This is a genomic window from Rhizobium sp. BK491 (genome assembly GCF_014194925.1).
GTDB lineage: Bacteria > Pseudomonadota > Alphaproteobacteria > Rhizobiales > Rhizobiaceae > Rhizobium.
This window is the reverse complement of the sequence record NZ_JACIAR010000003.1, coordinates 380,227-401,999: the sequence shown is the minus strand read 5'-3', so window position 1 is coordinate 401,999 and position 21,773 is coordinate 380,227. Positions and strand designations below refer to the sequence as shown.

General features: G+C 58.4%; 27 protein-coding genes and 1 pseudogene. 13 read left to right on the top strand and 15 right to left on the bottom strand.

The features are described 5' to 3' along the window. Positions 1-105 precede the first annotated feature (105 nt). The 7 genes from FHX05_RS16270 to FHX05_RS16240 all read right to left on the bottom strand — a co-directional run bounded on the left by FHX05_RS16270 (position 106) and on the right by FHX05_RS16240 (position 5,325). Positions 106-831: an SDR family oxidoreductase gene (locus tag FHX05_RS16270; RefSeq protein WP_112603282.1), complete on the bottom strand. Its 726-nt coding sequence runs from the start codon at positions 829-831 to the stop codon at positions 106-108. 23 nt (positions 832-854) lie between these two features. After that, complete coding sequence (locus tag FHX05_RS16265) at positions 855-2,132, bottom strand: D-tagatose-bisphosphate aldolase, class II, non-catalytic subunit (protein WP_183872982.1); 1,278 nt, start codon at positions 2,130-2,132, stop codon at positions 855-857. Beyond that, positions 2,132-3,109: a sugar kinase gene (locus FHX05_RS16260; RefSeq protein WP_183872980.1), complete on the bottom strand. Its 978-nt coding sequence runs from the start codon at positions 3,107-3,109 to the stop codon at positions 2,132-2,134. The genes FHX05_RS16265 and FHX05_RS16260 overlap by 1 nt, the downstream gene beginning before the upstream one ends. A 313-nt stretch (positions 3,110-3,422) precedes the next feature. Then, positions 3,423-3,665 (bottom strand): hypothetical protein, encoded by a 243-nt coding sequence (locus FHX05_RS16255; RefSeq protein WP_210290344.1) that lies wholly within the window; start codon positions 3,663-3,665, stop codon positions 3,423-3,425. Positions 3,666-3,739: 74 nt separating this feature from the next. After that, entirely contained in the window at positions 3,740-4,312 is a 573-nt protein-coding gene (locus FHX05_RS16250; protein WP_112603276.1) for a cysteine hydrolase, read from the bottom strand. Positions 4,313-4,348: 36 nt separating this feature from the next. Next, positions 4,349-4,594 (bottom strand): hypothetical protein, encoded by a 246-nt coding sequence (locus tag FHX05_RS16245; protein WP_183873607.1) that lies wholly within the window; start codon positions 4,592-4,594, stop codon positions 4,349-4,351. A gap of 425 nt (positions 4,595-5,019) precedes the next feature. Beyond that, complete coding sequence (locus tag FHX05_RS16240) at positions 5,020-5,325, bottom strand: hypothetical protein (RefSeq protein WP_183872978.1); 306 nt, start codon at positions 5,323-5,325, stop codon at positions 5,020-5,022. A 217-nt stretch (positions 5,326-5,542) separates the two neighbouring features. Between FHX05_RS16240 and FHX05_RS16235 the strand changes: the two genes are divergently transcribed. Next, positions 5,543-5,821 carry a hypothetical protein gene (locus FHX05_RS16235; RefSeq protein ID WP_112414310.1) on the top strand — a complete coding sequence of 93 codons (279 nt, stop codon included), beginning with the start codon at positions 5,543-5,545 and terminating at the stop codon, positions 5,819-5,821. Positions 5,822-5,913: 92 nt separating this feature from the next. Here FHX05_RS16235 and FHX05_RS16230 read toward each other — a convergent pair whose 3' ends face one another. Further along, positions 5,914-6,369 (bottom strand): hypothetical protein, encoded by a 456-nt coding sequence (locus FHX05_RS16230; protein ID WP_183872976.1) that lies wholly within the window; start codon positions 6,367-6,369, stop codon positions 5,914-5,916. Positions 6,370-6,597: 228 nt separating this feature from the next. Here FHX05_RS16230 and FHX05_RS16225 point away from each other — a divergent pair. The 8 genes and pseudogenes from FHX05_RS16225 to FHX05_RS16190 all read left to right on the top strand — a co-directional run. After that, positions 6,598-6,726: pseudogene (locus tag FHX05_RS16225) on the top strand ((2Fe-2S)-binding protein); the annotation flags it as partial. A 126-nt stretch (positions 6,727-6,852) separates the two neighbouring features. Then, positions 6,853-7,893, top strand: a complete 1,041-nt coding sequence (locus FHX05_RS16220) for an AraC family transcriptional regulator (RefSeq protein WP_183872974.1) — start codon at positions 6,853-6,855, stop codon at positions 7,891-7,893. A gap of 75 nt (positions 7,894-7,968) precedes the next feature. Next, positions 7,969-9,090: an efflux RND transporter periplasmic adaptor subunit gene (locus FHX05_RS16215; protein ID WP_183872972.1), complete on the top strand. Its 1,122-nt coding sequence runs from the start codon at positions 7,969-7,971 to the stop codon at positions 9,088-9,090. Continuing rightward, a complete protein-coding gene (locus FHX05_RS16210) occupies positions 9,087-9,782 on the top strand; it encodes an ABC transporter ATP-binding protein (protein WP_183872970.1) in 696 nt (231 codons plus the stop codon). Before FHX05_RS16215 ends, FHX05_RS16210 begins: the two co-directional genes overlap by 4 nt. Next, complete coding sequence (locus FHX05_RS16205; protein WP_183872968.1) at positions 9,782-10,924, top strand: ABC transporter permease; 1,143 nt, start codon at positions 9,782-9,784, stop codon at positions 10,922-10,924. The genes FHX05_RS16210 and FHX05_RS16205 overlap by 1 nt, the downstream gene beginning before the upstream one ends. Before the next feature lie 5 nt (positions 10,925-10,929). Next, positions 10,930-12,126 carry an FtsX-like permease family protein gene (locus tag FHX05_RS16200; RefSeq protein WP_183872966.1) on the top strand — a complete coding sequence of 399 codons (1,197 nt, stop codon included), beginning with the start codon at positions 10,930-10,932 and terminating at the stop codon, positions 12,124-12,126. 151 nt (positions 12,127-12,277) lie between these two features. After that, positions 12,278-13,099: a sterol desaturase family protein gene (locus FHX05_RS16195; RefSeq protein ID WP_183712256.1), complete on the top strand. Its 822-nt coding sequence runs from the start codon at positions 12,278-12,280 to the stop codon at positions 13,097-13,099. 245 nt (positions 13,100-13,344) lie between these two features. After that, on the top strand, positions 13,345-13,701 hold the full coding sequence (locus FHX05_RS16190; RefSeq protein WP_183872964.1) for a chemotaxis protein CheW: 357 nt from the start codon (positions 13,345-13,347) through the stop codon (positions 13,699-13,701). Between the two features lie 75 nt (positions 13,702-13,776). Here the strand turns inward: FHX05_RS16190 and FHX05_RS16185 are convergent, their stop codons facing one another. The 5 genes from FHX05_RS16185 to FHX05_RS16165 all read right to left on the bottom strand — a co-directional run bounded on the left by FHX05_RS16185 (position 13,777) and on the right by FHX05_RS16165 (position 15,534). Continuing rightward, positions 13,777-13,986, bottom strand: coding sequence for a hypothetical protein (locus tag FHX05_RS16185; RefSeq protein ID WP_112336992.1), 210 nt, complete (start codon positions 13,984-13,986; stop codon positions 13,777-13,779). Between the two features lie 32 nt (positions 13,987-14,018). Beyond that, a complete protein-coding gene (locus FHX05_RS16180; protein WP_183712254.1) occupies positions 14,019-14,174 on the bottom strand; it encodes a hypothetical protein in 156 nt (51 codons plus the stop codon). A 14-nt stretch (positions 14,175-14,188) separates the two neighbouring features. Next, complete coding sequence (locus FHX05_RS16175; RefSeq protein ID WP_183872962.1) at positions 14,189-14,476, bottom strand: cold-shock protein; 288 nt, start codon at positions 14,474-14,476, stop codon at positions 14,189-14,191. Between the two features lie 107 nt (positions 14,477-14,583). Next, complete coding sequence (locus tag FHX05_RS16170; RefSeq protein ID WP_112336994.1) at positions 14,584-14,793, bottom strand: cold-shock protein; 210 nt, start codon at positions 14,791-14,793, stop codon at positions 14,584-14,586. Positions 14,794-15,075: 282 nt separating this feature from the next. Beyond that, complete coding sequence (locus tag FHX05_RS16165) at positions 15,076-15,534, bottom strand: DUF3237 domain-containing protein (RefSeq protein WP_183872961.1); 459 nt, start codon at positions 15,532-15,534, stop codon at positions 15,076-15,078. Positions 15,535-15,651: 117 nt separating this feature from the next. On the opposite strand from FHX05_RS16165, the gene FHX05_RS16160 reads away from it, so the two are divergent. Then, entirely contained in the window at positions 15,652-16,536 is an 885-nt protein-coding gene (locus tag FHX05_RS16160) for a LysR substrate-binding domain-containing protein (RefSeq protein ID WP_183872959.1), read from the top strand. 821 nt (positions 16,537-17,357) lie between these two features. Then, positions 17,358-17,756, top strand: coding sequence for a DUF1236 domain-containing protein (locus FHX05_RS16155; RefSeq protein ID WP_183872957.1), 399 nt, complete (start codon positions 17,358-17,360; stop codon positions 17,754-17,756). A gap of 386 nt (positions 17,757-18,142) precedes the next feature. Here FHX05_RS16155 and FHX05_RS16150 read toward each other — a convergent pair whose 3' ends face one another. Continuing rightward, positions 18,143-18,802: a hypothetical protein gene (locus tag FHX05_RS16150; protein WP_246698969.1), complete on the bottom strand. Its 660-nt coding sequence runs from the start codon at positions 18,800-18,802 to the stop codon at positions 18,143-18,145. Positions 18,803-19,084: 282 nt separating this feature from the next. Here FHX05_RS16150 and FHX05_RS16145 point away from each other — a divergent pair, with 282 nt between their 5' ends. Together FHX05_RS16145 and FHX05_RS16140 are read left to right on the top strand one after the other, a co-directional pair. Further along, entirely contained in the window at positions 19,085-20,518 is a 1,434-nt protein-coding gene (locus tag FHX05_RS16145) for a sensor histidine kinase (protein ID WP_183872953.1), read from the top strand. Continuing rightward, positions 20,515-21,159: a response regulator transcription factor gene (locus FHX05_RS16140; protein ID WP_183872951.1), complete on the top strand. Its 645-nt coding sequence runs from the start codon at positions 20,515-20,517 to the stop codon at positions 21,157-21,159. The genes FHX05_RS16145 and FHX05_RS16140 overlap by 4 nt, the downstream gene beginning before the upstream one ends. On the opposite strand, the gene FHX05_RS16135 is transcribed toward FHX05_RS16140, so the two are convergent. Further along, a complete protein-coding gene (locus tag FHX05_RS16135) occupies positions 21,153-21,629 on the bottom strand; it encodes a hypothetical protein (protein WP_183873567.1) in 477 nt (158 codons plus the stop codon). The genes FHX05_RS16140 and FHX05_RS16135 overlap by 7 nt on opposite strands. Positions 21,630-21,773: the final 144 nt, after the last annotated feature.

The following is a 21,773-nucleotide window of genomic DNA, read 5'->3' as shown; positions in this document are numbered from 1 at the left end:
CAAAGGTGCCGCCATCCGCGGGATCAAGGCTCAAGCACATATGTTGGGCGGGCTACATGAATATGAGACACCCGCCCTGCCGGGCAGCTTGCAGCTCCACGCTCCTCAGATGTCGAAGGCACTCGGCAGAACCACGACGTCGCGAATCGTCACGTTACGCGGGCGCGTCAGCATGAACATGATGGCGTCGGCGACCTCCTTGGGCTCGATCAGGGCGCCGGCTTCCTTGGCCTTGCGCAGGTTTTCCTCCGGCCAGTCGGCAAGCAGGGCGCTGATGACCGGGCCTGGAGAAACGGAGCCGACGCGAATACCGCTCTTCAGAAGCTGGCGCCGCATGGCCTGAACGAAGCTGGTCATTGCCCATTTCGAGGGCGAATAGACAGGTTCCCACGGGATCGCCGAATGCCCAGCGACCGAACTCGTGACGATGATATCGCCCGTCCCGCGCCCGATCATATGCGGCGCGACCGTGCGGACATTCTTGATGACGACATTGACGTTCAGGTTGAGCATCCTGTCTATGGCGTCAAGATTGGCCTCCACCAGATCGCCGCCAATATAGGTGCCGGCATTGGCATGAAAAATGTCGAGATGCTCGACCTTGGCAAGGATGCCCTCCAGTAGCGCGGCGCACTGTTCCGAATCAAGCAGATCGACAACAAGCGGAATGGCAAGATCGCCCAGGCGCTCGCACACCGATGCCAATGCTCTCTCATCTCGATCGACGAGGACAACCTTCGCTCCCGCCGCAATCATGGCCTCAGTCGAGGCGAGCCCGATCCCCGATGCCGCGCCGGTTACCGCGGCGATCTTCCCTTTCAGTTCCTCCATGATCTCCTCCTTCGATCAGCTAGCTATCGTTTGATGGCTCCGCAGGCTGCGTGATAATCCGCGAGGCTGCGGGTGATACGCCATATCAAAACCTGCTCCGGCTCCAATGGCGCATCCGCGAAGTGCCGTGCAGCCGGCATGTGCTGCCAGAACAACGGAAGCGGCACGGTCTTACCGCGCAACGCGTCGCATAATCTCTCGACAGCGGATTGCGCGTCGGATGACGCCCAGTAATAGCGAATGCGATCGGACAGCGAATAATGCCGCAGCCAGCGCTTCTCCGCCTCCGTTCCGTGATAATGCTGGCTCCAGTTTTTCGGCTGCGCGAGCATCAGCGCTTCCATGGCCGCGTAGAGCGGCCGTTCGCCATAGTCGGGCACGAGATCGGAAGCAATGAGATCCAGGCCGTAAAGGGCTTCGCGCAACACGAATGTCAGCTCGGGACCAACCTTCAGAATGGGGAAGCCGTCCTCGACGAGAGCGGTCAAGGGTGTTGTACCTTGATAGTCGGTCGAATGGGCCTCGAAGACGAACTGCGGTTCGTCGGCCAGGAGCGACTTCAGTTCGGCGATCTTGCTGCGATCGTAAAAGATGACATTGTGATTGCCGAACTCGACGCCGGGCTGGACGACCAATCCGATGGCGCGCGTAAACGCCTCCCTCAATCCCGCCTGCTCGAACACGCGGCGATGAATGTCTATCGTCTTGCGGGCGGCGGCGGCCGCAGTCGGTTCAATTGTAGTCAGGGCGTGATCTGCGCCGCCCGGCGGCGGAACCTCGGTGCCGATCACATAGACCGGCATAGCCCCGCCGCTTCTCCTAGCCGAAGCCTCCGCCACAGCGGCAAGGCGTGCGGCGCGACGGGCTGTCGTCTCGTCGTCGAGCGCGATCGGTTCGTCCTTGCAGCCCATCGAGGCATCCAGATGTATCTTCCGGAAGCCCGCGTCGACATAAGCGGCTACCATTTTTTCCGCCTCGGCCATCGCTTCTTCGGCCGGGCGATCCCGCCAGGGATTTGGTCCCAGATGGTCGCCGCCCAAAACTACCAGCTCCGACGGGCAATCCTCTTCCTCGGCGATATGCTGCACCAGCGCTGCGAAATCGGCCGGTATCATGCCGGTATAACCGCCCAGATGATTGACCTGATTGCAGGTTGCCTCGATTAGCACTGTGCTTGAATGCAGCCGGCCATGCCGGAGCGCAGCCCTGAGTACGAGCGGATGGGCCGAGCACACGGAGGTGATTCCCGCCTGGCGGCCTTCGGCCCTCAGCCTCGCCAGTTCGCCGAGATGGATCTGCATCAGGAATGCCTTTCAGTGGCTGCGATGAACGCGTCGAGCTGTTCTTTGGTACCGGCGCCCTCCATCGGGCCGATGACGGTGACATTGCGCGCGCCGGCAGCAGCGGCATAGGTCAAGGCGTCTTTCACGGGCATGCCCAGGCGGCGGCAGGTAAGATAGGCTCCGCCAAAGCAATCGCCGGCACCGGTCGGATCGACCTCCGTGACGACAAAGGCCGGTGCATCGATGCGCTCGCCGTCGCAGCCATAATAGGTCGCGCCATTCGCTCCCCGCTTCAGCACGATCTCCTGGACGCCGATCTCGAACAGACGGCGGACCGCATTGGCTTCGCCCTCGACGCCGGCCGCACGCTCCAGTTCCTCACCGGAGGGCAACAATAGATCGGCCGCGGCAACAAGCCTAGAAAACCGGCGTTCGGTGTCGTCGTCCAGTTTCAATTCCTTGCGGATGTTGGGATCGACGGACAGCGTGCCGCCGCGAGCCTTGACGATGTCGACGGCCTTGTCGATCACCTCGCGCGCACTCGGAACCGACAATGCCGAGCCCATGACATGCAGATGCCCGGCACGACCGATGAGATTGCTGACATCATCGCTCCAGCCGAAGCGCGCGGCTGCCGAGGTCGCGATATTGTAGACGAAGTCGCGAGACCCGTCCTTGCGGTAGCGGACGAAGGCGCTGCCCGTTGGATAATCGGGATCGACCGAAATAGCCGAGATATCGACCCCGTCGCCCTTCAGCCTTTCGAGATTCACGCGGCCGAAATCATCGGTACCGACGGCGCCGATCATCGCCGCGCTGCCGCCAAGCCGCCCACTTTGGGAGATGAAGATTGCCGGAGCACCGCTGGCGAAAGGACCGATGAGCGGCTGTGCCTCCCTGAAACCATCACCGACCGTCGTGGCAACGATTTCCACGAGGATTTCCCCGACGCAGACCGTCGGGCCAAGCTGATCGGGAGCCAGTGCTGAACTCATTGCAATCCTGCTTTCGCCACCTGTTGCTCTCAAACCGCCGCAGCGAGTCGTCCGGCGCTATCCTCACCGCAAGGCTCATCGTTTTCCAGAAAAAGAAGTGCTGAAGCAACATATATGTTTGCCTTGTGCGGCCTGACGAGGATCTTCCTTCCTCCAGAGCCAGCTTTAGAATTTGCTATAATTCAAGCACGATTCCCCGCACTTTCGCACGCGCCGGGAATAGCCCGCTTCGTTGCCTGTAGCCAGGCTCATGTCACGGCAAAATACCGGCATCAGCCGCCTTCGGCGGCTGGCTTGCGGTCGGAGAGAACGATCAGTGAATGGCAGCCGAAGTAGGCGCATTAATCTTTGTCGACCAGATACCGACATAGGTTCCGATCAACCTCACGGCCAGGTCATCTGCCGTGTGATAACCGTCATGAAAGAATTCGAGAGCCGCTGCGACGAGAGTACTCGAAGCCTCGTCATCTGGCGCCACCTCATAGAAGCTATACCATTGCAATACAGCTTCAGCGAGTATTCGGCATTCACTTCCTTTGGGAGCGCGATGAGGCATGGCAGTCTCCTCCGAGTCCTATGGAGCAGGATGTAGCGGACCATCCTATCAAATCAAGAAGCGGGGAGCCTCCGTCATCGCGCGGACAGAAATTCCTCGACCGTCATGATCTCGGATTGAACGGAAAACCGGCGCTCCAGCAGCGTGAGCGCTGCATCATGCGCATCGTCATCGCCACTGCAGACGGCGTCTCTTAAAACGATGATTCCATATCCAAGCTCGATTGCACCCAGGGCTGCGGCCAACACGCAGACATCCGTTTCACCGCCGCTGATCACCAGGGTATCGATACCTTCCTGAGCCAGATTTCGGTGAAGGCGGCCATCGGTCCAGGGCGAATAAGTGAGCTTGTCGAAGATGCGGGCCGGCGGAACGAAACGCTGCAGCGGATCGATAAGCAGCATCAACTCGTGGGGAAGCCGACTGGCGGTCATCATCTCCCATTTCTCGTAGTAATCTTGCCATTTCCCCGGCATGGCGTCCGCCCGGGTCGGTGGAATGAAGCGGGTAAAGAGCGTACGTTCGGGAAATCGCCCGGCGACCTCGACCACCTGCTCCAGGGTGCGCGCCATCCAGGGCACATGCCAGGGCGTTTGTTCGAAGAACATGCGTTGCATATCGATGCAAAGATGCAGCCAGGTCCTCATCCGGATACCGTTTTATCGATCCGCGGCGAACGTGCTTCAGCCGCGATACTTGCCCTCGTCCATGTCACGCGGATCATAATTGAGATCCCAATCCTTCCCTGGCTCGGTCTTTCCGGGCGGCTCTTTGTTCATGGTTGCATCGTCCGATCCCGTAATGACCTTCGGCTTGGCGCTTGCCACACCGTTATTGCGGCTGCTTTTCACCAGCCGCCGGGTCTGGCCCTTTGCGTCTTGAGCAGGATCGCCCCTACTCCTTTCACCGGGATTGTTCGATTTAGGCATGGCGCTGTTCCCATTTTCTCCGATATCGGATCCTGCGCCGAACAGCCGACATGCGGCAATGTTCCCAAAACACCGGAATTTGTCGATCACATCAGGAAATGATGTGGATCGCGCGACCGCTCACGCAGGCGGGAACCTTGGGGCGCCGCCGATGTTGGGATGCGGACACGTAGATCGCAGAGGAAGAACGACAATGCCAGCGTCTGACAACGGCAAATACAATGCATTGACCGTGTACGTTATCCTGATCGTAGTGGTGGCGTGTGCGCTGGTAATCGGCGGCATAGCCTTTTATGACGGCGAACCTCAAAGGCCAGGCCAGACGTCCCCGCATGCTCTCGATCAAACTCAATGAAAGCCGAGCTTCGTTCAAGGCAACTCCGCGTCTGGAACCCGAGGCCGTCTATTGATCGGCTGGCTTGTCGTCAACGCGTGACTCCAAAAACAAATCCGATGGCCGCGGCCGCCAAGAGCGAAGCGATCGGCCTTTCGCGAATTCGCCGCTCGACTGCAAAGGCTGCAAGTTTGTTGTTCGATTGTTCTTGAGGGCGGGACCGGTCCTCCTCGAGGCCGGTGCCGCCAGCGACGGCGGTATGCGTCAGGGAAGTAGGATCCGAGGCTGGAAACGTATCCTCAAGCGCTTTGTCCAGTTCGTTTGCTGGCCTGCTTCTTTGCTGCTTCTGCTCCTTTCGCAAGGATTGAACCGCTGGTGACTGATTTTGCTCGGGCATTTTTCGCTCCGTTAACAACAGATCAAATCTGAATATCCTCAGTGAATGCAGGCCGCCGGTTAAAAGGCTCCCACCTGACGCAACGGCGATTCGGAAGATTTGTTCCAACAGCTCGATCGCGCCACCGGAGCTTCCTATATACGGCGAATGGCAAGTCCGTTTGCCGAGATCCGATGTAGCGCGACAACACACCGATCCTCATGGCGGGAGTAAGGGCATGCGCCGTTACCATCATCTTGTCGAAGGCATTCTCCAGCCGGAGGAGATCGATCGGCTGCAACGGATTTTCGACGTTGTGATCGCTCAACCATGGTTCGATTTGAATGATTTCAACCGCGAGGCCTTTGCCCTGGAGCTTATCAAGCTTTATCGCAGTGGCGTGGTCGATTTCACCAATCTTCATCAGCTCGGCGCTTTAACGGCAATTGCTTCTTTCAGCCGGGACATGCCGGAGGAAGAACGCCAAGCTCTCAATCTTTTATACCGCGCAAGCTGATTGGAAGGTGGCTCGAAGCTGACGGAAGACACGCCGGGCTCAGCGCAGTGCCCTTTTCGCAACGCTCCGCCTTCCGGCTTCAGCGCGGATAATCAGCGGCCGACTTGCGTGGGAAGGATTGTGTCGACGGACACCTCGCCCTCCAGCACGCCCCGTTTCAAATCGGTTCGGCCGCGAGCGATCTCGATCACGGTGTAAAGCTTGTCATCGCGAAACGCACTCGCGTTACTGGTGGTCACATCTTCGGCAGGGGCGGCATCGACCTCCATAAAGTCGAGCTCCCTGCCCGTCGCCACGATGCGCGCGTCGCCCGAACTTCTGGCCGCCACGATGATCGTACCCTGATTGGGAGCATTGTCCCAGCGTGGATCGTCCGGGGCAGCGATGGGTTCCAGGCGATAGATATTCAGTGTCTCCGCACCGTCGGCTGCTGAGGAGAGCGCCGCCGCATCCCGCAACTGAGCCTTGCTCTCGACGGATCGCCCGAAGGTGGTTCGGCTGGTTGCATTGTTGACATCGTCAGTTACCGTTCGCGAAACATTCGACATGGTGTTCTCCTTTTTCTTTCCCGCCTCTGTTTTCTAACTGCCTCGCAATCGAATTGGTTCCTGAATCTCCAGGTTTATGGCCATGATGAAGGAGGCCGCGAGAGATCGATGAGGGAGTAAAGATCCGCGCCAAGCCACGACGCTTGCAGACTTGGCCTGTGCGCCGGAGATAGCTGCCAGAGCGCAAATGTATTGGGCAAGTGCTCAAACTTTAGCTTCATATTCGGCGCCATTCGCAACGGATGTCACAGCTTCGAGGCTGTCGGTGTGACAACGAATGCCGGAACGAATTGCGGCTCCTGCCGCGCGGAAATCAGAGAGATCATCGATGGATGTCTTGCCGCCGCAGCGGAGTGACATGCCACGACAGCCGGCCTCCCTCCCCAGAAATTTGACGACCTGAAACATGATTGAGGTCGCGGTGCGGCCCGTCTTTCGGCATGATCGGCTGGAGATATAGACAGGTCCTGCTCCGAACGATCAATGATTTTCATTCCGCTTCCATTCGTCGTCGCCATTTTGCTCGTCATTCTCTTCGGCGTCGTCCGGAGCCGCGACGATAGCCCCTCGCCCAATCTTCCTTTCCAGGCGCTCATTCTTCTGAGCGCCTTTCAGTCCGTACTGTCCGGATTGCGCTGGGGTTATGCCGTTTTGCCTGTCATGTACGCCATGCCGGTCGCAGCTGCGATGGTGCCGCCGCTTGCTTATCTCGGGATCTCCAGGCTGGCGCGCAAAAGCCCCCTATCGCCAATTCAGCAGATCTGCCTGCATGGTCTTCCGGCGGGGCTTATTGTCGTGCTGGTCGCGATATGGCGCGACGCGATCGATATCGGGATCATCCTTATCGATATCGGCTATGCTGCAGCAATCCTGCTTCTCATGCGCTCGGGCACGGACGCCCTTCGTCTTGCACCTTTCGAAAATGCCGGCCCGACCTACCGGGCCATCCTCTTTGCCGCAGGCGCGCTTCTGCTCTCGGCAGGGGTGGATACGTTCATTTGGCTGGATCTTGCCTGGGCCGACGGCACATATGCACTGAAGGTCATTAGCTTCGGAAATCTCATCGGACTGGCTATCCTGGCCATGGCCGCTGCAGCCGCCAGCCGCAGCCATGCGCCCGCCGAAAAGATGGAGAACGTTCGCCCGCCCGAATTCCTTGAAGACGCACAGACGCTTGGGGCGGTGCAGGTCTTGATGAAAGACAGGCACGCCTATCGCGATGTCGATCTCAATCTCGATCGGCTGGCGCGCAAGCTTGCGATTCCCGCCCGGCAAATTTCCGCAGCCATCAACCGCGCAACCGGCAAGAATGTCTCGCAATATGTCAACGAGCACCGGATCGCCGAGGCCTGCCTGCTGCTCGCCGAAACGGAAAAGCCGGTGACGGAAATCATGTTCGACGTCGGTTTTCAGACCAAATCGAACTTCAATCGCGAGTTCCGGCGCGTCACAGATACGACGCCGCTCGAATGGCGCGACCGGTCGCGCAGACCTTCAGCTGATTTCGGCCACATGCGAGGCTGACTGAATCGCGATCGAGCACGGCCCGGAACGTGTTCGAGGTCTCCGTTTCCTTGTCGGATGGCCATGCTCTTCCTCATGAGCACCGTCACCGATCACGACCAGAGACTTGCCGCCACGCTGACCTCCCTCTCCCTGGAGCGGCGGCACATAACACAGGGTCCGCCCCACGCCCCAAGGCGGCGGACCATTCCTCTCCTGAGCCTGGCATTGGTTGCGGCCACCAGCCTGATCATCGTCATCTATCGTCCCAGCATATTCCATCCGTCGGGAACGCCTCTCTCTTCCATACCGGCCTTGCGGAGCGAGCCACGCGCGACGGAAACCTCCCGCGTTGAAGAAACAAATGACCGGGACCACAAGCAGTACGCTTTGAATACAAGGACCAGCGCAGTCGGCGAAATAACCGGTGCCGGGATTGTCGTTGCTCCGCGCAGCACGACTGTTTTCTCCAAATATGAGGCCAGAATTACCGATGTCGCCGTCGAGCTCGGCGACCGGGTCGAAGCCGGGCAGGTTCTTATCACACTCGATGATGCGGTCGCGCACATCGCGCTGGAAAAGGCTGAAGCCGCGCGCGCCGCTGCCGATCTGACGGTCAAGGCGCGTGACATCGATCTCGTGCAGGCGCGTGCATCGCTGGACCGCCTCGAGAGCCTTGCCAGCCGCGATGCGGCCTCGCAGCAGCAACTGGAAGAATCGAGAACGGCCTTTGCCCGTGCATCCAACGCCGTGGCGCAAGCCCGGCAGGATTTAGCCACGGCCGAACTCGGTGTTCGATCCGCCGAAGAGCCCCTGACGGAACTGATGGTCCGCGCGCCCTTTGCCGGCACGGTGACACGGCTCAACGCCCATGTCGGCGACACCGTGCTTGCCCGTGCCGACAGCGTGCGCGAAAACCAGAGCCTGCTTGCCATCACCGATACCGCCAGCATGACGCTCGACGCCGACGTGGCGGAAACCAATATCGCGTCCCTCAGACCGGGCCTGCGGGGCGAAGCCGTGCTCGACGGATTTCCCGATCGAGCCTTTGCAGTCGAGGTGCTGCGGCTCGCGCCCATTGCCTCGGTCGAAAAGGGCACGATCACGGTTCGCCTTTCCCTCATCGATCCGCCGGAAGGCATTCGGCCGAACATGGCCGCCCGCATCCGCATCCCCCTTGCAGACACGATCGCCAAGAATGGAGACAGCAAGCCATGACCCCTGCCGCCTATATCGAGCTTAAAGAGGTGCGAAAGGCCTATCGTATCGGCAAGGAAGATATCTCCATCTTCTCGGGCCTCGACCTTGCCATTCCGCAGGGCGATTTCATCGCGATCATGGGACCATCGGGATCAGGGAAATCGACGTTGCTCAACATGCTGGCCGGCATCGACCGGCCGGATGCCGGAAGTGTAAGCATCGGCGACCATCGGCTCGACTGGATGGGCGAACGAGCACTGTCGTCCTGGCGAGCGCACAATATCGGCATCGTCTTCCAGTTCTACAATTTGCTGCCGATGCTGACCGCGGCAGAGAATGTCGAGCTGCCGCTCCTCCTGAAGCCCCTGAGCGCAAAGGAGCGGCGTGACCGGGTCGGCAAGGTCCTCGATCTCGTCGGCCTTGCCGGCAGGGAAAAGCAATATCCCTCTTCCATGTCGGGTGGGCAGCAGCAGCGCGTCGGCATTGCGCGCGCCATTGTTTCCGATCCCGGCCTGCTGCTCTGCGACGAGCCGACCGGCGATCTCGATCGGGCCTCCGCCGACGATGTGCTGCAGATGCTCAACTTCCTCAATCGTGAGCTGGGAAAGACCATTATTATGGTGACCCACGACCCGCGAGCCGCAGGCTCGGCCAGACGGACGCTGCATCTCGACAAGGGACAATTCATCGAAGCGGAAAAGGCAGCCTGATGACCTTCCTCGACCTCGCCCGAAAGAATGCTTGGCGAAAGCCGCTGCGCACTACTCTGCTCATTGTCTGCATCGCCGTCGCCTTTCTCATCCACGGGCTAACCGCCAGCTTCCTTGCCGGCTCGCAGGGCGTGTCGGCCGCGAGCGACAATATTCTCGGCGTCATGAGTGCCAGCGGGCGCGGGCAGCCATTGCCGATGGCCCACCGCGCCCGCATTGCGGCCGATCCCGATGTCGCAGCGGTCGCTTACGTGACGCGCCTGCGCGGCTTCGTCGATGTCGAAAAGAATATCGTGCCAATCAGCGCCGTCGATCCGGCGTTGCTGATGGAAACCAACGGTCGGGAACTCGGCCTTACGCCCGATCTGCTCGAGGCGATCGGTCAAGGCCGCGACCGGGTCCTGGTCGGACGGGCGCTCGCTGAAGCCGAAGGCTGGTCTGTTGGCCAAAACATCACCGTCACCGCCTTTCAGGTGGCGAAGCAGGACGGCGGCCGCGACTGGCGCTTCGTGATCGCGGGGATCTTCGAGGGCGAAAGCGCCAGCAGCGACACCTACTTCACCGTCGCCCGCTACGATTACGTCAATGCCGCCCGCGCAAAAGACAAGGACACGGTGGATGCTTTCATCATCAAGCCGCGCGACGGCGTTTCGCCGGGCGTTCTGGCTGCCCATATCGACGCGCTCTTCGCCAACTCCGCGGCGCCCACGCGCACTCAGTCCGAAAAGCAATTTCTCGAAGCCTTCCTGCGCCAGTATGCCGATATCGGCCTCATCGTCGATCTGGTCACAGGGGCTGCCTTCGTCACGCTGCTGCTGATCGTCATCAACACCATGGTCTTCGCCGTGCGCGAGCGGTCATTCGAAATCGCCGTCCTGAAAACGCTGGGCATCTCACGCATGACGATCCTCACCCTCGTCCTCGGTGAAACACTGTTCATGTTCATCATCGGCGGAGCCATCGGGCTGGCCTTGGCGAGAGCCGGAGCGATATTTGCCGGCCCATCGCTCGGTCTTGTCTTCTCTGCGGTCGTGCTGCTGCATGCAACGGCGATCGTGCTTGCTCTTGGACTTGCAACCGGCCTCGTGCCGGCCGTCAACGCCATGCGAACCCCCATCATGAAAGCCTTCCGAACGAGGTGACCGATATGTCCATCCAAATCAGACAGATCATCGTTGCGACAAGAACCGCGCTCGGCAGCATGAAGCGGCGCCTGGCGATTTCGCTCTCCATGGCATTGTCTGTATCGCTCGTCGTCGTCGTGCTCATAGGCTTCCTAGCAATGGCGAGCGGCTTCGAGAAGGCCTTGAGCGGCGCAGGCTCACCGCTGGTCGCCGTCGTGCTCGGCGGCGGCACGAACCAGGAGACCGGCTCCGATATATCAGCCGATGCGATCCGCAACCTCAAGGCCAGTGGCGACGATATCGGCGTTCTTCGGGATTCGGCCGGAAATCTTGTTGTATCCCGCGAACTCGTGATCCCCGTCGATGTCACCAGCAAAGGAAGCTCGAGGACCCTTGCCCTGCGTGGCATGGATGGCAGCGGTCTTTCGATCCGGAATGGTATCGCCCTTTCGCAGGGGAGGTTGTTCGCGCCCGGCGCCAGAGAGATTGTCGTCGGAGCAGGTATCGCCCGCGATTATCCCGGCTTCAGCCTCGGCGCCAAGGTGCGGCTCGGCACCGTGGACTGGACCGTGGTCGGACACTTCACTGCCAATGGCAGCGCATTCGAATCCGAAATCTGGGGCGATATCGATGCGGCGCATGCCGCCTTCGACCGGCAGGGCGAAGTGCAAAGCCTGCGATTGCGGCTTGTCAATCCATCCTCCCTTGCCAAGTTGAACGCCAGGCTGGCGACGATTACGGAGACGCCGCTGACGGCAGTTTCCGAGGCTGGACTTTATGCATCACAGGCTGGGCGCATGGCCGATCTCATACGCCTGTTCGGCTGGCCCATCGCCTTGCTGATGGCGATCGGTGCAACCGCCGGGGCACTCAATACGATGATGAGCTCCATCTCCGACAGAACGGTCGAGATCGCGACCATGCGTGCACTCGGCTTCAGCCGCCTATCCGCTTTTCTCGCCACCTGGTTGGAGGCCGCCCTCTTGGCTGCGGCCGGTTCAGGCGTCGGCGTCTTGGCATCGCGGCTTGTCTTCGAAGGGTGGCGCGCCAGCACCATGGGGGCCAATGATGCCAGCATGGCTTTTCAGCTTACCGTCACGCCGCAAGTCATGCTGACCGGCGGTATGCTTGGTCTTTCAATCGGACTCCTTGGTGGCGCGCTTCCGGCACTGGCCGCCAGCCGGCTGCCGCTGATCGCTGCCTTGAGAGCCCGTGGGTAGGCTAATTGCCCAGGAGCGTGAGTTCTCAGACCATCAACCTCGCCGCGACCATCATGCCTTTAACCAGTTTTTAATCATCAAGTTGAAGCGACACCTATCCTCGGATAAGGAAGAGCATCGCCCCTATCGTTCCATGGATAGCAAATTGATAATGGAAAATTTGCTTCGTTTGCTTGAATTCATGGAGGAGTATACTGATCGCGTTCTTCCGGTCGCGTTGCTGTTGCTCGCCGCCGAGGTCATCTTTCCGAAGTCTCGCTATAGCTATGTATCGAAACTTCGCGGCATGATCTTCTGCGTGACAAACATCCTCATAACCAAGGCAAGCCTGACCCTCTTCTACTGGTTTTGGGCTGGCATCGGCATAAAGCCGTTGTTTACCATCGACCTGACATTCCTCTCGAGATTTTCGAACGCGTGGCCGCTGCATCTGTTGGGTGCCATCGCTGCTTCCTTTCTCGTTCTGCAGGTCAGCGAGTTCTTCTACTATTGGTTCCACCGGCTCCAGCATAGCAACAGGTTCTTCTGGCGTTTCCACGCCGAGCATCATTCGCTAGAGGAAATGAGTGCCTTCAACAGCAACCACCATTTCAGCGAGGAGATCTTCAGGATCCCGTTCCTGATCATTCCCGTCTCGCTGCTTTTCGATTTCAAGCAGGACTATGTTCCCTGGATCTGGGTGTTCTTCCTTCGCTGGCAAGGTTATTTCGAGCATAGCTCGACGCGTCTGAACCTGGGTTGGGTCCGCTACATCTTTCCCGACAACCGGTTTCACCGCATTCATCATTCGATCGAACGACGGCATTTCAACCGGAATTTCGGCAGTGGCTCCGCCATCTGGGACATTCTGTTCGGGACGGCCTACTATCCGAAAACCCAGGAATGGCCTGATGTCGGCCTACCCAATATCCGCGAGCCACAGAACTTGACCGAGTTTCTCATTCGGCCCTTTCGACGTGGCAGACACAGCTAAAACGCGATCGTTTTGGCCTCAATCTCATTCGAATTTGGGCCTTATGGCCAGTCTGAAAGTGGGGCATCGTTAGAATTTTAGGCAAACCGAAAAGCAGTCCTCAAGACAATCACTCTACCTTGGGTTTGTCCGGCCGAACCGTGTTCGGCGGCACCATGACAGTGCCAAGGCATCCTCCCCAGCCGGGTTTCGCCTCAGACGTTTGCACTTTTGAACGGGGAGTCCCTGAAGGGACAAAGTGCTCAATGCCTCTACCAGTATTTCTTCGCCGCCGCGCAGCAATGGCGGTACGCGTGCACGACACCTTATGCACGTTCATTGACGGAACGATCGTCGCCCGGGCAGATAATTGGCGCCCGCTTCGCGATGGCGACGATGCACGCCGCACCCTCGGTCATACCTCATATCGCGGCGAATTGGTGCCGGTTTACGATTTGGCCGCCCAAATGGGCAACAGGCCCTCACGAAGCTGCGAACTCGCCATCGTCAAGATGACTGGGGGCTACGTGGCATTCCTGATCGACGAATTCATCGGCAACACCTCGGCAGCGAGCGAAGCCATTAACCTTTCGCAGCTCGAGATTTTCGGCCAAACCGCGTAGCTGTACAGTAACGTTTTACCGCGCCAAAGAACGCAGCTTCACTCGCTGTGCTATGTTTGGGCGGTCGTGCTTCTGTTATTTCGTCTTATGCCCGCGTTTCGCCGATGGCTTGATCGGCTCTGCTTCCGGCCGCGCCAATCGAAGCGCGCGGAGCTTCTCGGTCTTTTTCTCGCGATCGGCATTTTCGGCGGCGGTGATCTGCCTCGCCGCCGTATCCGTCGTCGATGCCTTGTCTTGAAGAGTTTGCCTACTCTGTTTGAAAAACTTCTCTTTTGTGGCGGCCATGATGTCTCCTGACGAATGATAAGAGGGTACGGTCAGCCCGACCGCGCAACCTTCTTTTTGGACGAGGAAAGAAGCCCTTCGCGCTGTGCATGTTTGCGGGCAAGTTTACGACTGCGGTGGATCGCATCGGCTTTTTCGCGAACCCGCAGCGCCTGATCGACGTTGTTGTCCCTGACGTCTACTTGCAAGGTAGCTCCTTCAATTACCGCTTTCTCAGGGTGATCATCGTCGCATTGATCCAGCTGGAAGACTTTGATTCAGCTGCGAAGCCAATATTCCGGGCTTTTGATGTGGACGCTTCAACGTCAATATCTGGCTGGACTACGCGGCGTTCAAAATTCTCGCCTTCGAACTGGACGCGATATTGCGTGGCGCCATCGGCTTCAGGCAGGCGCGACACAATTCTTCCTGCTCCAGAAGGACCGAAATTTCCAAAAGTGCCACGCTTTAAAACGATCGTGTCACCAATCTGGTAGCGCGGATTCTGCATACCGTTCTCCCATGGCCAAAATAAAAGGCCGGGCGTTACCCCGACCTCTCAACATCATCCATGCGCACTGCCAGTACATCCGTGGTCAGCGCGCGTGAATGACAAATTTACGCCGCCTGAAGATTATCGGCTGAGCTCTTGCCGGACCTGCTGTCCTGCACGATGTCATAGCGAATTTTCTGTCCATCAGTTAGCGAACGCATGCCTGCTCGCTCGACGGCCGAAGCATGCACGAAAACGTCCGTGCTGCCATTATCGGGTTGAATGAAGCCGAAGCCCTTGGTGGAGTTAAACCACTTAACTGTACCAGTGTTCATAACGATTTCCTTTCATAGCAATCGTTGTTGCTCCCGCGATACCTTGCGGGGTTAGATCGATTTTTTGAGAGGGAATCCGAGGAAGGGCATAGGCCCTTGAGCGACGTCACAAGCAATGGTCGATAAGTCCAAACTAGGCTCTATTTCAGATTTTGCAATGAAAACTTTAGAAATATTACCTCGGCGGCATTTCGGACTGCAAGTCAAACGAACGACCGCAAGATTGCTCGGTGGGACAGAGAACCGAGTGGAATCAAGCCAATCCCGTCCATTTCTCTGTTATCAGAGGATTTCGAACAGGTCGTATTTTACGCCGCCGGGAAAGCGGCTGCCCTTTCCAACGCAAACGATCGCATTGATCCAAGCATGTGCAGGCGAAGCGGTTTCGAAATAGGGAGTTGTTCGAAGATAATATTCCGAAGGGTCGACAGCTTCGCCGCGTCCCAAGCGCTCGGAAACTTCGACCGATGCGTGGCGAACGCCACGATAGGTCATCAGAATGCAGGCGCCATCCTCAACCTCGAGCAGAACCCGCACATCCTGCTGGAATGTTCCGTCCTGCCGAGTGACCAGCAGGTCCGATCCGATCAGTGGTGAGACCTTGCCCTTGAGACGCTCTCCTTCAAAACGGCCGCCAGAGACCGGAAAGATACGGCGAACGCCCGCGGGACATGGTCCTATATCGATCGTTGGATGAAGTTCGAGATACAGCGTAAACAGAGGGCGCGATTGCAGTTCCATGAGAGGCTCTCCATGTATGGAGAGCGTGATCGCCTCCACTTCTGGGGCGCATTAAACTGCTATAATATCGGTGCGCAAAACGGGTATTCCTTACTATTATCATAAGTGAAACTACATATGCGCCCTTCACTCGACGCTCTGAAAGTCCTTGAGATCTGTGTCGCCTCCGGAAGCTTCGCCCGTGCAGCCGAGCGTTTGTTTCTCACCCCTACGGCAGTGAGCCTGCGCATTCGCACCCTTGAGGAGGAACTAGGTGAGCCCCTTTTCATTCGGCGAGGACCGCGTGTGGTGCCTACTCCGAAGGCTATGCTGCTTGCGAAGGGTGTGCGGCGCGGCTTGGACGAAATCGACGCCGCATTGGCGGCTTTCGGAGCGGCATCTCCTCCCTTGCGGGTGACCGCGCCTCCCACCCTCGCAAGCCGCTGGCTTGCGCCGCGCCTTTCCGGCTATCTGCGCTGCGAGATCGAACTCGATGTTTCGACCGAAATTCGTAATCCGTCAGATTTCGACGTTGCCATCCGCACTGGCGCCGGCGACTGGCCGGGTCTGCGGGCCTTTCGACTATTTCCCGTACAACTAACGCCGCTTCTGGCTCCATCGCTTGCCGCAGCGCTGGAACCTCTCACACCGGAGATGCTTGCAACTCTGCCACTGTTGCCGCATCCAGACTGGGAAAGATGGTTTGTGAGCGCAATCGGTCGCGTTCCGCCGGGGTTGAGGTTCGCTCGCGTGGAATATCCGAACCATGAGCTAAATGTAAATGCCGCCTGCGCGGGTGAAGGCGTTGCGCTCGTGCCGCCCGGCTTCTTCGAGGCGATCGTCAAATCAGGCGTGCTGATCGCGCCCTTCGACGAGACGCTTGACGGTCCCGACTGGCACTTCGCACTCATCCGTGATGATGACGGGAGATCAGGGCCTAAAGAATTCTGCGACTGGCTTTACGAGCAGAGTCGCACGATATCGGCGGCACTTGATACACCCGACGCCTGGGCGGATGCTTGAACGCAATCAAAAACTTCCGACCGGTCTGGTTCGGAGTGCGACTAAGTTCGGGCATACCTGTCGCTGTACCACTGCATCATCCGGTATTGTCGGAAATATTTTCTCCATAATCCGGTTAATTTGGCAGCCTTAACAATCGCCAGGGTCTCCGTTACCAGATATTGTCGATCAAGCTACTAGACAATCGGATTTCGACGGACATAGATTTACCGGATGAACACACAGCGGAAAAATAACGGCGATCATAGGCTTGATCTCCACCGGAACGTTGACGGCTTTCCCATGGGTGTGGAACTGATAAATGCGATATGATCCCAACATATCCCGGTCGCGCTGGCCGCTCCCATTTCGTCGGCAATCATGGGAGACTTTGATCGGTCTGATATCTGTCATTCTCCTGGTCGGGGTTATATGTGCCAACCTGCCTAGCACTTGGACCGCAGAGCGAAACACATCGGTGGCCTCTTCGAACCAGGCTCGACATTGACAGATTGAGATCGCTCCACTGCTCACGCGAAGCGATCGAAAATCTTTATCGGATCGACCTGCCGCATCGCGTAGTGGCTTCTGACAGTTGCGAAGGTGAGAGCTGTATTGGCTCAATCCCTGCCTTGCATCACCGCACCCAGCCCTGAATGCGACGAATCCTCCATATTCCCTTATCGAAGCCACGCGCGTAGGGCTTTGGTCTGATGTTCACTGCGACCCATGTCCCAAATCCACATGACTGAAGCCCAAGGAAAGGAACAGACTGCGGCGAAGCTCTGTTTTACCGACAGCTCCGTCAACGACGGACGAATAGAAGGTGAAAGGAGATTCTGATGAAAACGAAGGTACTTAGTGTTGCGGCACTCGCGCTTGGCCTCACCGCCGGATGTGCTTTTGCCCAATCTTCGACCGTCACCGGCGCCGCAGGTGGCGCGGTTACCGGAGCCGTAGTTGGTGGCCCGGTTGGAGCCGCCGTGGGCGGTGTCGCTGGCGCCATTGTCGGCACGGCCATCGATCCGCCGCCGCAGAAGGTGGTCACCTACGTACGCGAACAGCCCCTGCCCGAAGAAGAATCGGTTGTCCGCGAGCGTGTAGTCGTTGGCCGACCCTTGCCGGAAACGATCGTCGTGCGAACCGTTCCGCAAAATCCGAAATATGCCTATGCGATCGTCAACCACGAACGCGTGATTGTCGAGCCTACCTCGCGCAAGGTTATCAAGATTCTGAACTAACGATCGTGGAGAGCGGGAAGCCGCTCTCCACCCCTCATTCCGCCTGGCTTGGCCATATCATAATGATCGCAAGGAGAGAGTGGCCGGCCTCCGATTTTCCCGAAATCCCGAACTTCCTGGCACTGGCTTCCGCACGCGGTCATTCCGCGGCCTACCCCTGTCGCGCACCATATTCTGTACCTGGTCATACAGATCGTGCGGCAAATTGCCTATCGCCGGATCGGGCAGCGTCTGGGGCGGAAGACCCGACCCGGCGATAGAGCCGGTGGGCGGACCGGCTAGCGAATGGCGCCCGCTGGCGCCAAACTCATAAATCGAAGCAGAAAGGCCGCCGCAATGCGCGCCTATCGATCCCCAAGTTCACAAAGCAATGCTAAGGCAGCGCCTCAATCTTCGGTTGGCTGCGTGCTCTCAGATTGTGTTGCGGTTTCGGATTTCCTTTCCAGCGCATCACGAACTTCCGCGATTTTTCCTGTATTTGTTCCAACGCCGAGGATGCTCTTTGCTTCCGCGAGCGTCTGGTTCGTCACCGGCTTGTTAGACAACTGCGCCAGCGCCGAACGCAAGGCGCTGTCGCTGAGGGCCGGGTCCGTCGGCACCGCCGTGGTTCCATACTGGATTTCGAATTCCGCATATGCCTTCACATAAGCGGAAAGCGCCGCCATCTTCGGATCTCTCGAGTTCAGGTAGGCGTGATAGTCCCGCTTGAGCGAGCTCAGGCTACCTGCACCGGGCTTTGAGACATGGCTCTTCGAACTTGCACTATGGGCTTTGGAGTGTTTGTCAGCATGATGCCCCAGCACCGACGATGAGGCGCCCTGTGCAGCCGCCGCATTCGTCGAAGGGCTGCTTGTATCGTCGCCCCCGGACTTTTCATGGCCGGAGTTTCCTTCACCATGGCCGCCGCCGTTACCATTGCCATGACCGCCGCCGTTTCCGCCCTTGGCGAATGCCGGCTGTACGAAACCGACCATAGCTCCTCCGATTGGCGCAAGGACAAGCACCAGGCCGAGGCTTGTCGCACCAATGATGGAATGGATTTTCATGTGCACTTCCTTCGTAACATGCCCGTCGCCTGCGGCAGCGGCCATATCCAGCAAATCATGCGCACTAGAATATTGCCGAAATCCCAGCTTTCTATCCCGCTCCGACCTATGCCTTGAGGGTTAGGACCATAGTCTGATTGATCCAACCCTTTGGTCGCTTAAATTGCAGGCGCCAGACGGCAGTACCCCGCTCGGGACAACGCGGCCGGTGTCGACGGACCCAACAGTTGACACTCCATCCTGCTGGGATAGCTATAGAGGGTTGGGAGATCACTGCCGATTATGCCAGTGCCGCGAGCGAATCATAAATACAAACTCTCTCCAGCAAGTCTTATCGAACGCTGGAACTCCCAATCCTTGGCCAGACAGTTCCTGCTCGCCGGTGGCTTCGTCGCTCTTTGTGCGATGCTCGTTGTCGGGTCCTTCGTTGCCAATCTGATCGAGAATGCAGTGACGCGTAATTCCGCGGCGACGACGGCCCTCTATGTCGACAGCGTCATCGCCCCGCTCCTGCCCGATATGCAAACCACTCAGGCTCTTGACGATACGGTGACGCGCGCCCTTGATGAGACCCTGGGCCAAGGTGCGCTCGGCAAACGGCTGTTTTCCTTCCGGCTTTGGCGCGACGATGGGACGATCCTCTACTCCAATAACAAGGATCTTTCCGGCAAGCGATTTCCGCTCTCGGACAGTCTCAGGACGGCCTTTTCGGGCCAAATGGTCGCTAAATTCAACCGGATCGACGACGTGGAAAGCGTCGCCGAACGCAATAGCGGCAAGCCCCTTCTGGAAATCTACAATCCGGTGCTTCAACCTTGGTCGGGCAAGGTCGTGGCCGTCTCCGAATTCTACGAGGTTGCCAACGATTTCCAATGGAGCCTTACGCAGGCCCGCCTGCTGAGCTGGCTTGTCGTTGCCGTGTTCACGCTGACATTCTTTGCTCTTCTATCGATCATCGTCCTGCGCGGCAGCCGCACCATCGACAGTCAGCGCATGGCGCTGAACGGCCGCATCGGCGAATTGTCGGCGCTTCTTCAACAGAATGAGGCGTTGCGCGCGCGCGTTCAACGCGCGACCCAGCGCGCCGCCGCGCTGAACGAGAGCTATTTGCGCCGTATCGGTGCCGACCTGCATGACGGTCCCGCCCAATTGGTCGCTTATGCCTCCTTGCGGCTGGACAGCCAGGCACTCATCAGCCCCACCGTCTCACCAGAGCAGCGCGAAGCGTCGCTGGAGACAATCAAATCCAGCCTTGATGACGCCATGGCCGAAATCCGGAGCGTCTGTAGCGGCCTGATGCTGCCGCACATCGAAACGGACAATTTGACCGATCTCTTAAAACGGGCAATCCGCGCCCACGAACAGCGCACCGGCGTCACCGTCGCGCTTCTCGTCGGGGCAGCACCGACAGATCTTTCGACCTCCGCAAAAATATGCGTCTATCGCTTTGTGCAGGAAGCCTTGAACAATGGCTATCGTCACGCCGGCGGAATCGGGCAAAGGGTCGTACAAACTCTGGAAGACGGCCAGGTCGTGATCGAGGTTGCCGATGAGGGACCGGGATTTGATCCGAAAGACGTCGGCCCGCAGAAGCTTGGTCTTGCCGGCCTCAGAGATCGGGTCGAAAGCCTTGGCGGCACGTTCCAGCTTTTGTCGTCGGACCGGGGCACCATCGTCCGCATGTCCCTGAACATCGAGGAAATGGAGCAGACATGACAGCAGCAATCACTTTGGCAGTCGTAGACGACCACCCCCTCTTCAGGGAGGGCGTTATCCGCAGCCTGACCGAAATGGATGGATTTAGCATCGTCGGCGAAGGCAGCAGCAAGGAGGACGCGTTGCGCATAGCGGTGCAGCAGCGCCCGGACATTCTGTTGCTCGACATTTCCATGCCGGGAGGAGGACTGGATGCCCTCTCTCTTATCCTCGACCAGATACCCGATCAGAAGATCGTTATGCTGACAGTCTCCGAGGCAAGCGACGATGTGATGACGGCGCTCAAGAGCGGCGCGAAGGGCTATGTTCTGAAAGGCGTCGGATCACGGACGCTCGCCGATATCCTTCGCGGTATCGCTGCCGGTGACAGCTATGTCGCACCGACGCTATCGGCGCGTCTGATTTCCGAAAACGGAACCGATTCCCGCGCCAATCCTTTCAGCGCATTGACGGATCGCGAGCGGGAAGTATTGGAACTGGCTTCTGCTGGATTGAGCAATAAACATATCGGGCTGAAGCTCGATCTGCATGAAAAGACCATCAAGCATCACATGACCCAAATCTTCGCCAAACTGGAGGTGAGCAATAGAACGGAAGCTGCGATGGCGTTCCGGGATGAACTCGAAAGGCGGCGTCAGTGAAGGAGTGATTTGAGCCGCTGCTCGTCGGCAGTTGTCGCATTGCGATTGACGATGGTGCGGCCCTTTGAATCCTTCATCACATAACGTCCGCTCTGTATATTTTCGCTCATGCCATCCTTGTGTTGAACGCTAATCGATCCGCCGCCATCATCGGAGGACTGGTCGGAATCGACCTGGCTTTGGGTAGCGCTCCTGGTTGCGGACGATCGGCCATTAGCATTGCCGTTTCCGTTGTTGCCATTCCCGTTTCCATTGTTGCCGCTGCCGTTTCCGCCTCCATTGCCGCTGTTGCCACCGCCGTACCCATTGCCTCCGCCGTTACCGTTGCCTCCTCCATTGCCATTTCCGCCGCCGTTGCCGCCACCATTACCATTACCACCTTTGGCCTCGGCCATTTGCTGGGCGAATATCGCGGAAGCACCGTGAATTTTGACAGTGTAGGGAAGTGCTGTGTTGACCAAGGTCAGCATCAGGCATGGTATGGCAGCAATAAGCTTTCGACGTAATAACACCTAAAGCCTCCTGAGGCTCCAACGACGAGCGCCCAACGTTCCATGGGCTCGAAGCGCCTCGGCTATCGCCGATTGGCAAGGGTCCGATCCATATCAAATCGC

Excerpts from the sequence above, each read along its gene's own strand:
- FHX05_RS16270 (WP_112603282.1), bottom strand. The coding sequence starts at position 831 with ATGGAGGAACTGAAAGGGAAGATCGCCGCGGTAACCGGCGCGGCATCG.
- FHX05_RS16265 (WP_183872982.1), bottom strand. The coding sequence starts at position 2,132 with ATGCAGATCCATCTCGGCGAACTGGCGAGGCTGAGGGCCGAAGGCCGC.
- FHX05_RS16260 (WP_183872980.1), bottom strand. The coding sequence starts at position 3,109 with ATGAGTTCAGCACTGGCTCCCGATCAGCTTGGCCCGACGGTCTGCGTC.
- FHX05_RS16255 (WP_210290344.1), bottom strand. The coding sequence starts at position 3,665 with ATGCCTCATCGCGCTCCCAAAGGAAGTGAATGCCGAATACTCGCTGAA.
- FHX05_RS16250 (WP_112603276.1), bottom strand. The coding sequence starts at position 4,312 with ATGAGGACCTGGCTGCATCTTTGCATCGATATGCAACGCATGTTCTTC.
- FHX05_RS16245 (WP_183873607.1), bottom strand. The coding sequence starts at position 4,594 with ATGCCTAAATCGAACAATCCCGGTGAAAGGAGTAGGGGCGATCCTGCT.
- FHX05_RS16240 (WP_183872978.1), bottom strand. The coding sequence starts at position 5,325 with ATGCCCGAGCAAAATCAGTCACCAGCGGTTCAATCCTTGCGAAAGGAG.
- FHX05_RS16235 (WP_112414310.1), top strand. The coding sequence starts at position 5,543 with ATGCGCCGTTACCATCATCTTGTCGAAGGCATTCTCCAGCCGGAGGAG.
- FHX05_RS16230 (WP_183872976.1), bottom strand. The coding sequence starts at position 6,369 with ATGTCGAATGTTTCGCGAACGGTAACTGACGATGTCAACAATGCAACC.
- FHX05_RS16220 (WP_183872974.1), top strand. The coding sequence starts at position 6,853 with ATGATTTTCATTCCGCTTCCATTCGTCGTCGCCATTTTGCTCGTCATT.
- FHX05_RS16215 (WP_183872972.1), top strand. The coding sequence starts at position 7,969 with ATGAGCACCGTCACCGATCACGACCAGAGACTTGCCGCCACGCTGACC.
- FHX05_RS16210 (WP_183872970.1), top strand. The coding sequence starts at position 9,087 with ATGACCCCTGCCGCCTATATCGAGCTTAAAGAGGTGCGAAAGGCCTAT.
- FHX05_RS16205 (WP_183872968.1), top strand. The coding sequence starts at position 9,782 with ATGACCTTCCTCGACCTCGCCCGAAAGAATGCTTGGCGAAAGCCGCTG.
- FHX05_RS16200 (WP_183872966.1), top strand. The coding sequence starts at position 10,930 with ATGTCCATCCAAATCAGACAGATCATCGTTGCGACAAGAACCGCGCTC.
- FHX05_RS16195 (WP_183712256.1), top strand. The coding sequence starts at position 12,278 with ATGGAAAATTTGCTTCGTTTGCTTGAATTCATGGAGGAGTATACTGAT.
- FHX05_RS16190 (WP_183872964.1), top strand. The coding sequence starts at position 13,345 with ATGCCTCTACCAGTATTTCTTCGCCGCCGCGCAGCAATGGCGGTACGC.
- FHX05_RS16185 (WP_112336992.1), bottom strand. The coding sequence starts at position 13,986 with ATGGCCGCCACAAAAGAGAAGTTTTTCAAACAGAGTAGGCAAACTCTT.
- FHX05_RS16175 (WP_183872962.1), bottom strand. The coding sequence starts at position 14,476 with ATGCAGAATCCGCGCTACCAGATTGGTGACACGATCGTTTTAAAGCGT.
- FHX05_RS16170 (WP_112336994.1), bottom strand. The coding sequence starts at position 14,793 with ATGAACACTGGTACAGTTAAGTGGTTTAACTCCACCAAGGGCTTCGGC.
- FHX05_RS16165 (WP_183872961.1), bottom strand. The coding sequence starts at position 15,534 with ATGGAACTGCAATCGCGCCCTCTGTTTACGCTGTATCTCGAACTTCAT.
- FHX05_RS16160 (WP_183872959.1), top strand. The coding sequence starts at position 15,652 with ATGCGCCCTTCACTCGACGCTCTGAAAGTCCTTGAGATCTGTGTCGCC.
- FHX05_RS16155 (WP_183872957.1), top strand. The coding sequence starts at position 17,358 with ATGAAAACGAAGGTACTTAGTGTTGCGGCACTCGCGCTTGGCCTCACC.
- FHX05_RS16150 (WP_246698969.1), bottom strand. The coding sequence starts at position 18,802 with ATGAAAATCCATTCCATCATTGGTGCGACAAGCCTCGGCCTGGTGCTT.
- FHX05_RS16145 (WP_183872953.1), top strand. The coding sequence starts at position 19,085 with ATGCCAGTGCCGCGAGCGAATCATAAATACAAACTCTCTCCAGCAAGT.
- FHX05_RS16140 (WP_183872951.1), top strand. The coding sequence starts at position 20,515 with ATGACAGCAGCAATCACTTTGGCAGTCGTAGACGACCACCCCCTCTTC.
- FHX05_RS16135 (WP_183873567.1), bottom strand. The coding sequence starts at position 21,629 with ATGCTGACCTTGGTCAACACAGCACTTCCCTACACTGTCAAAATTCAC.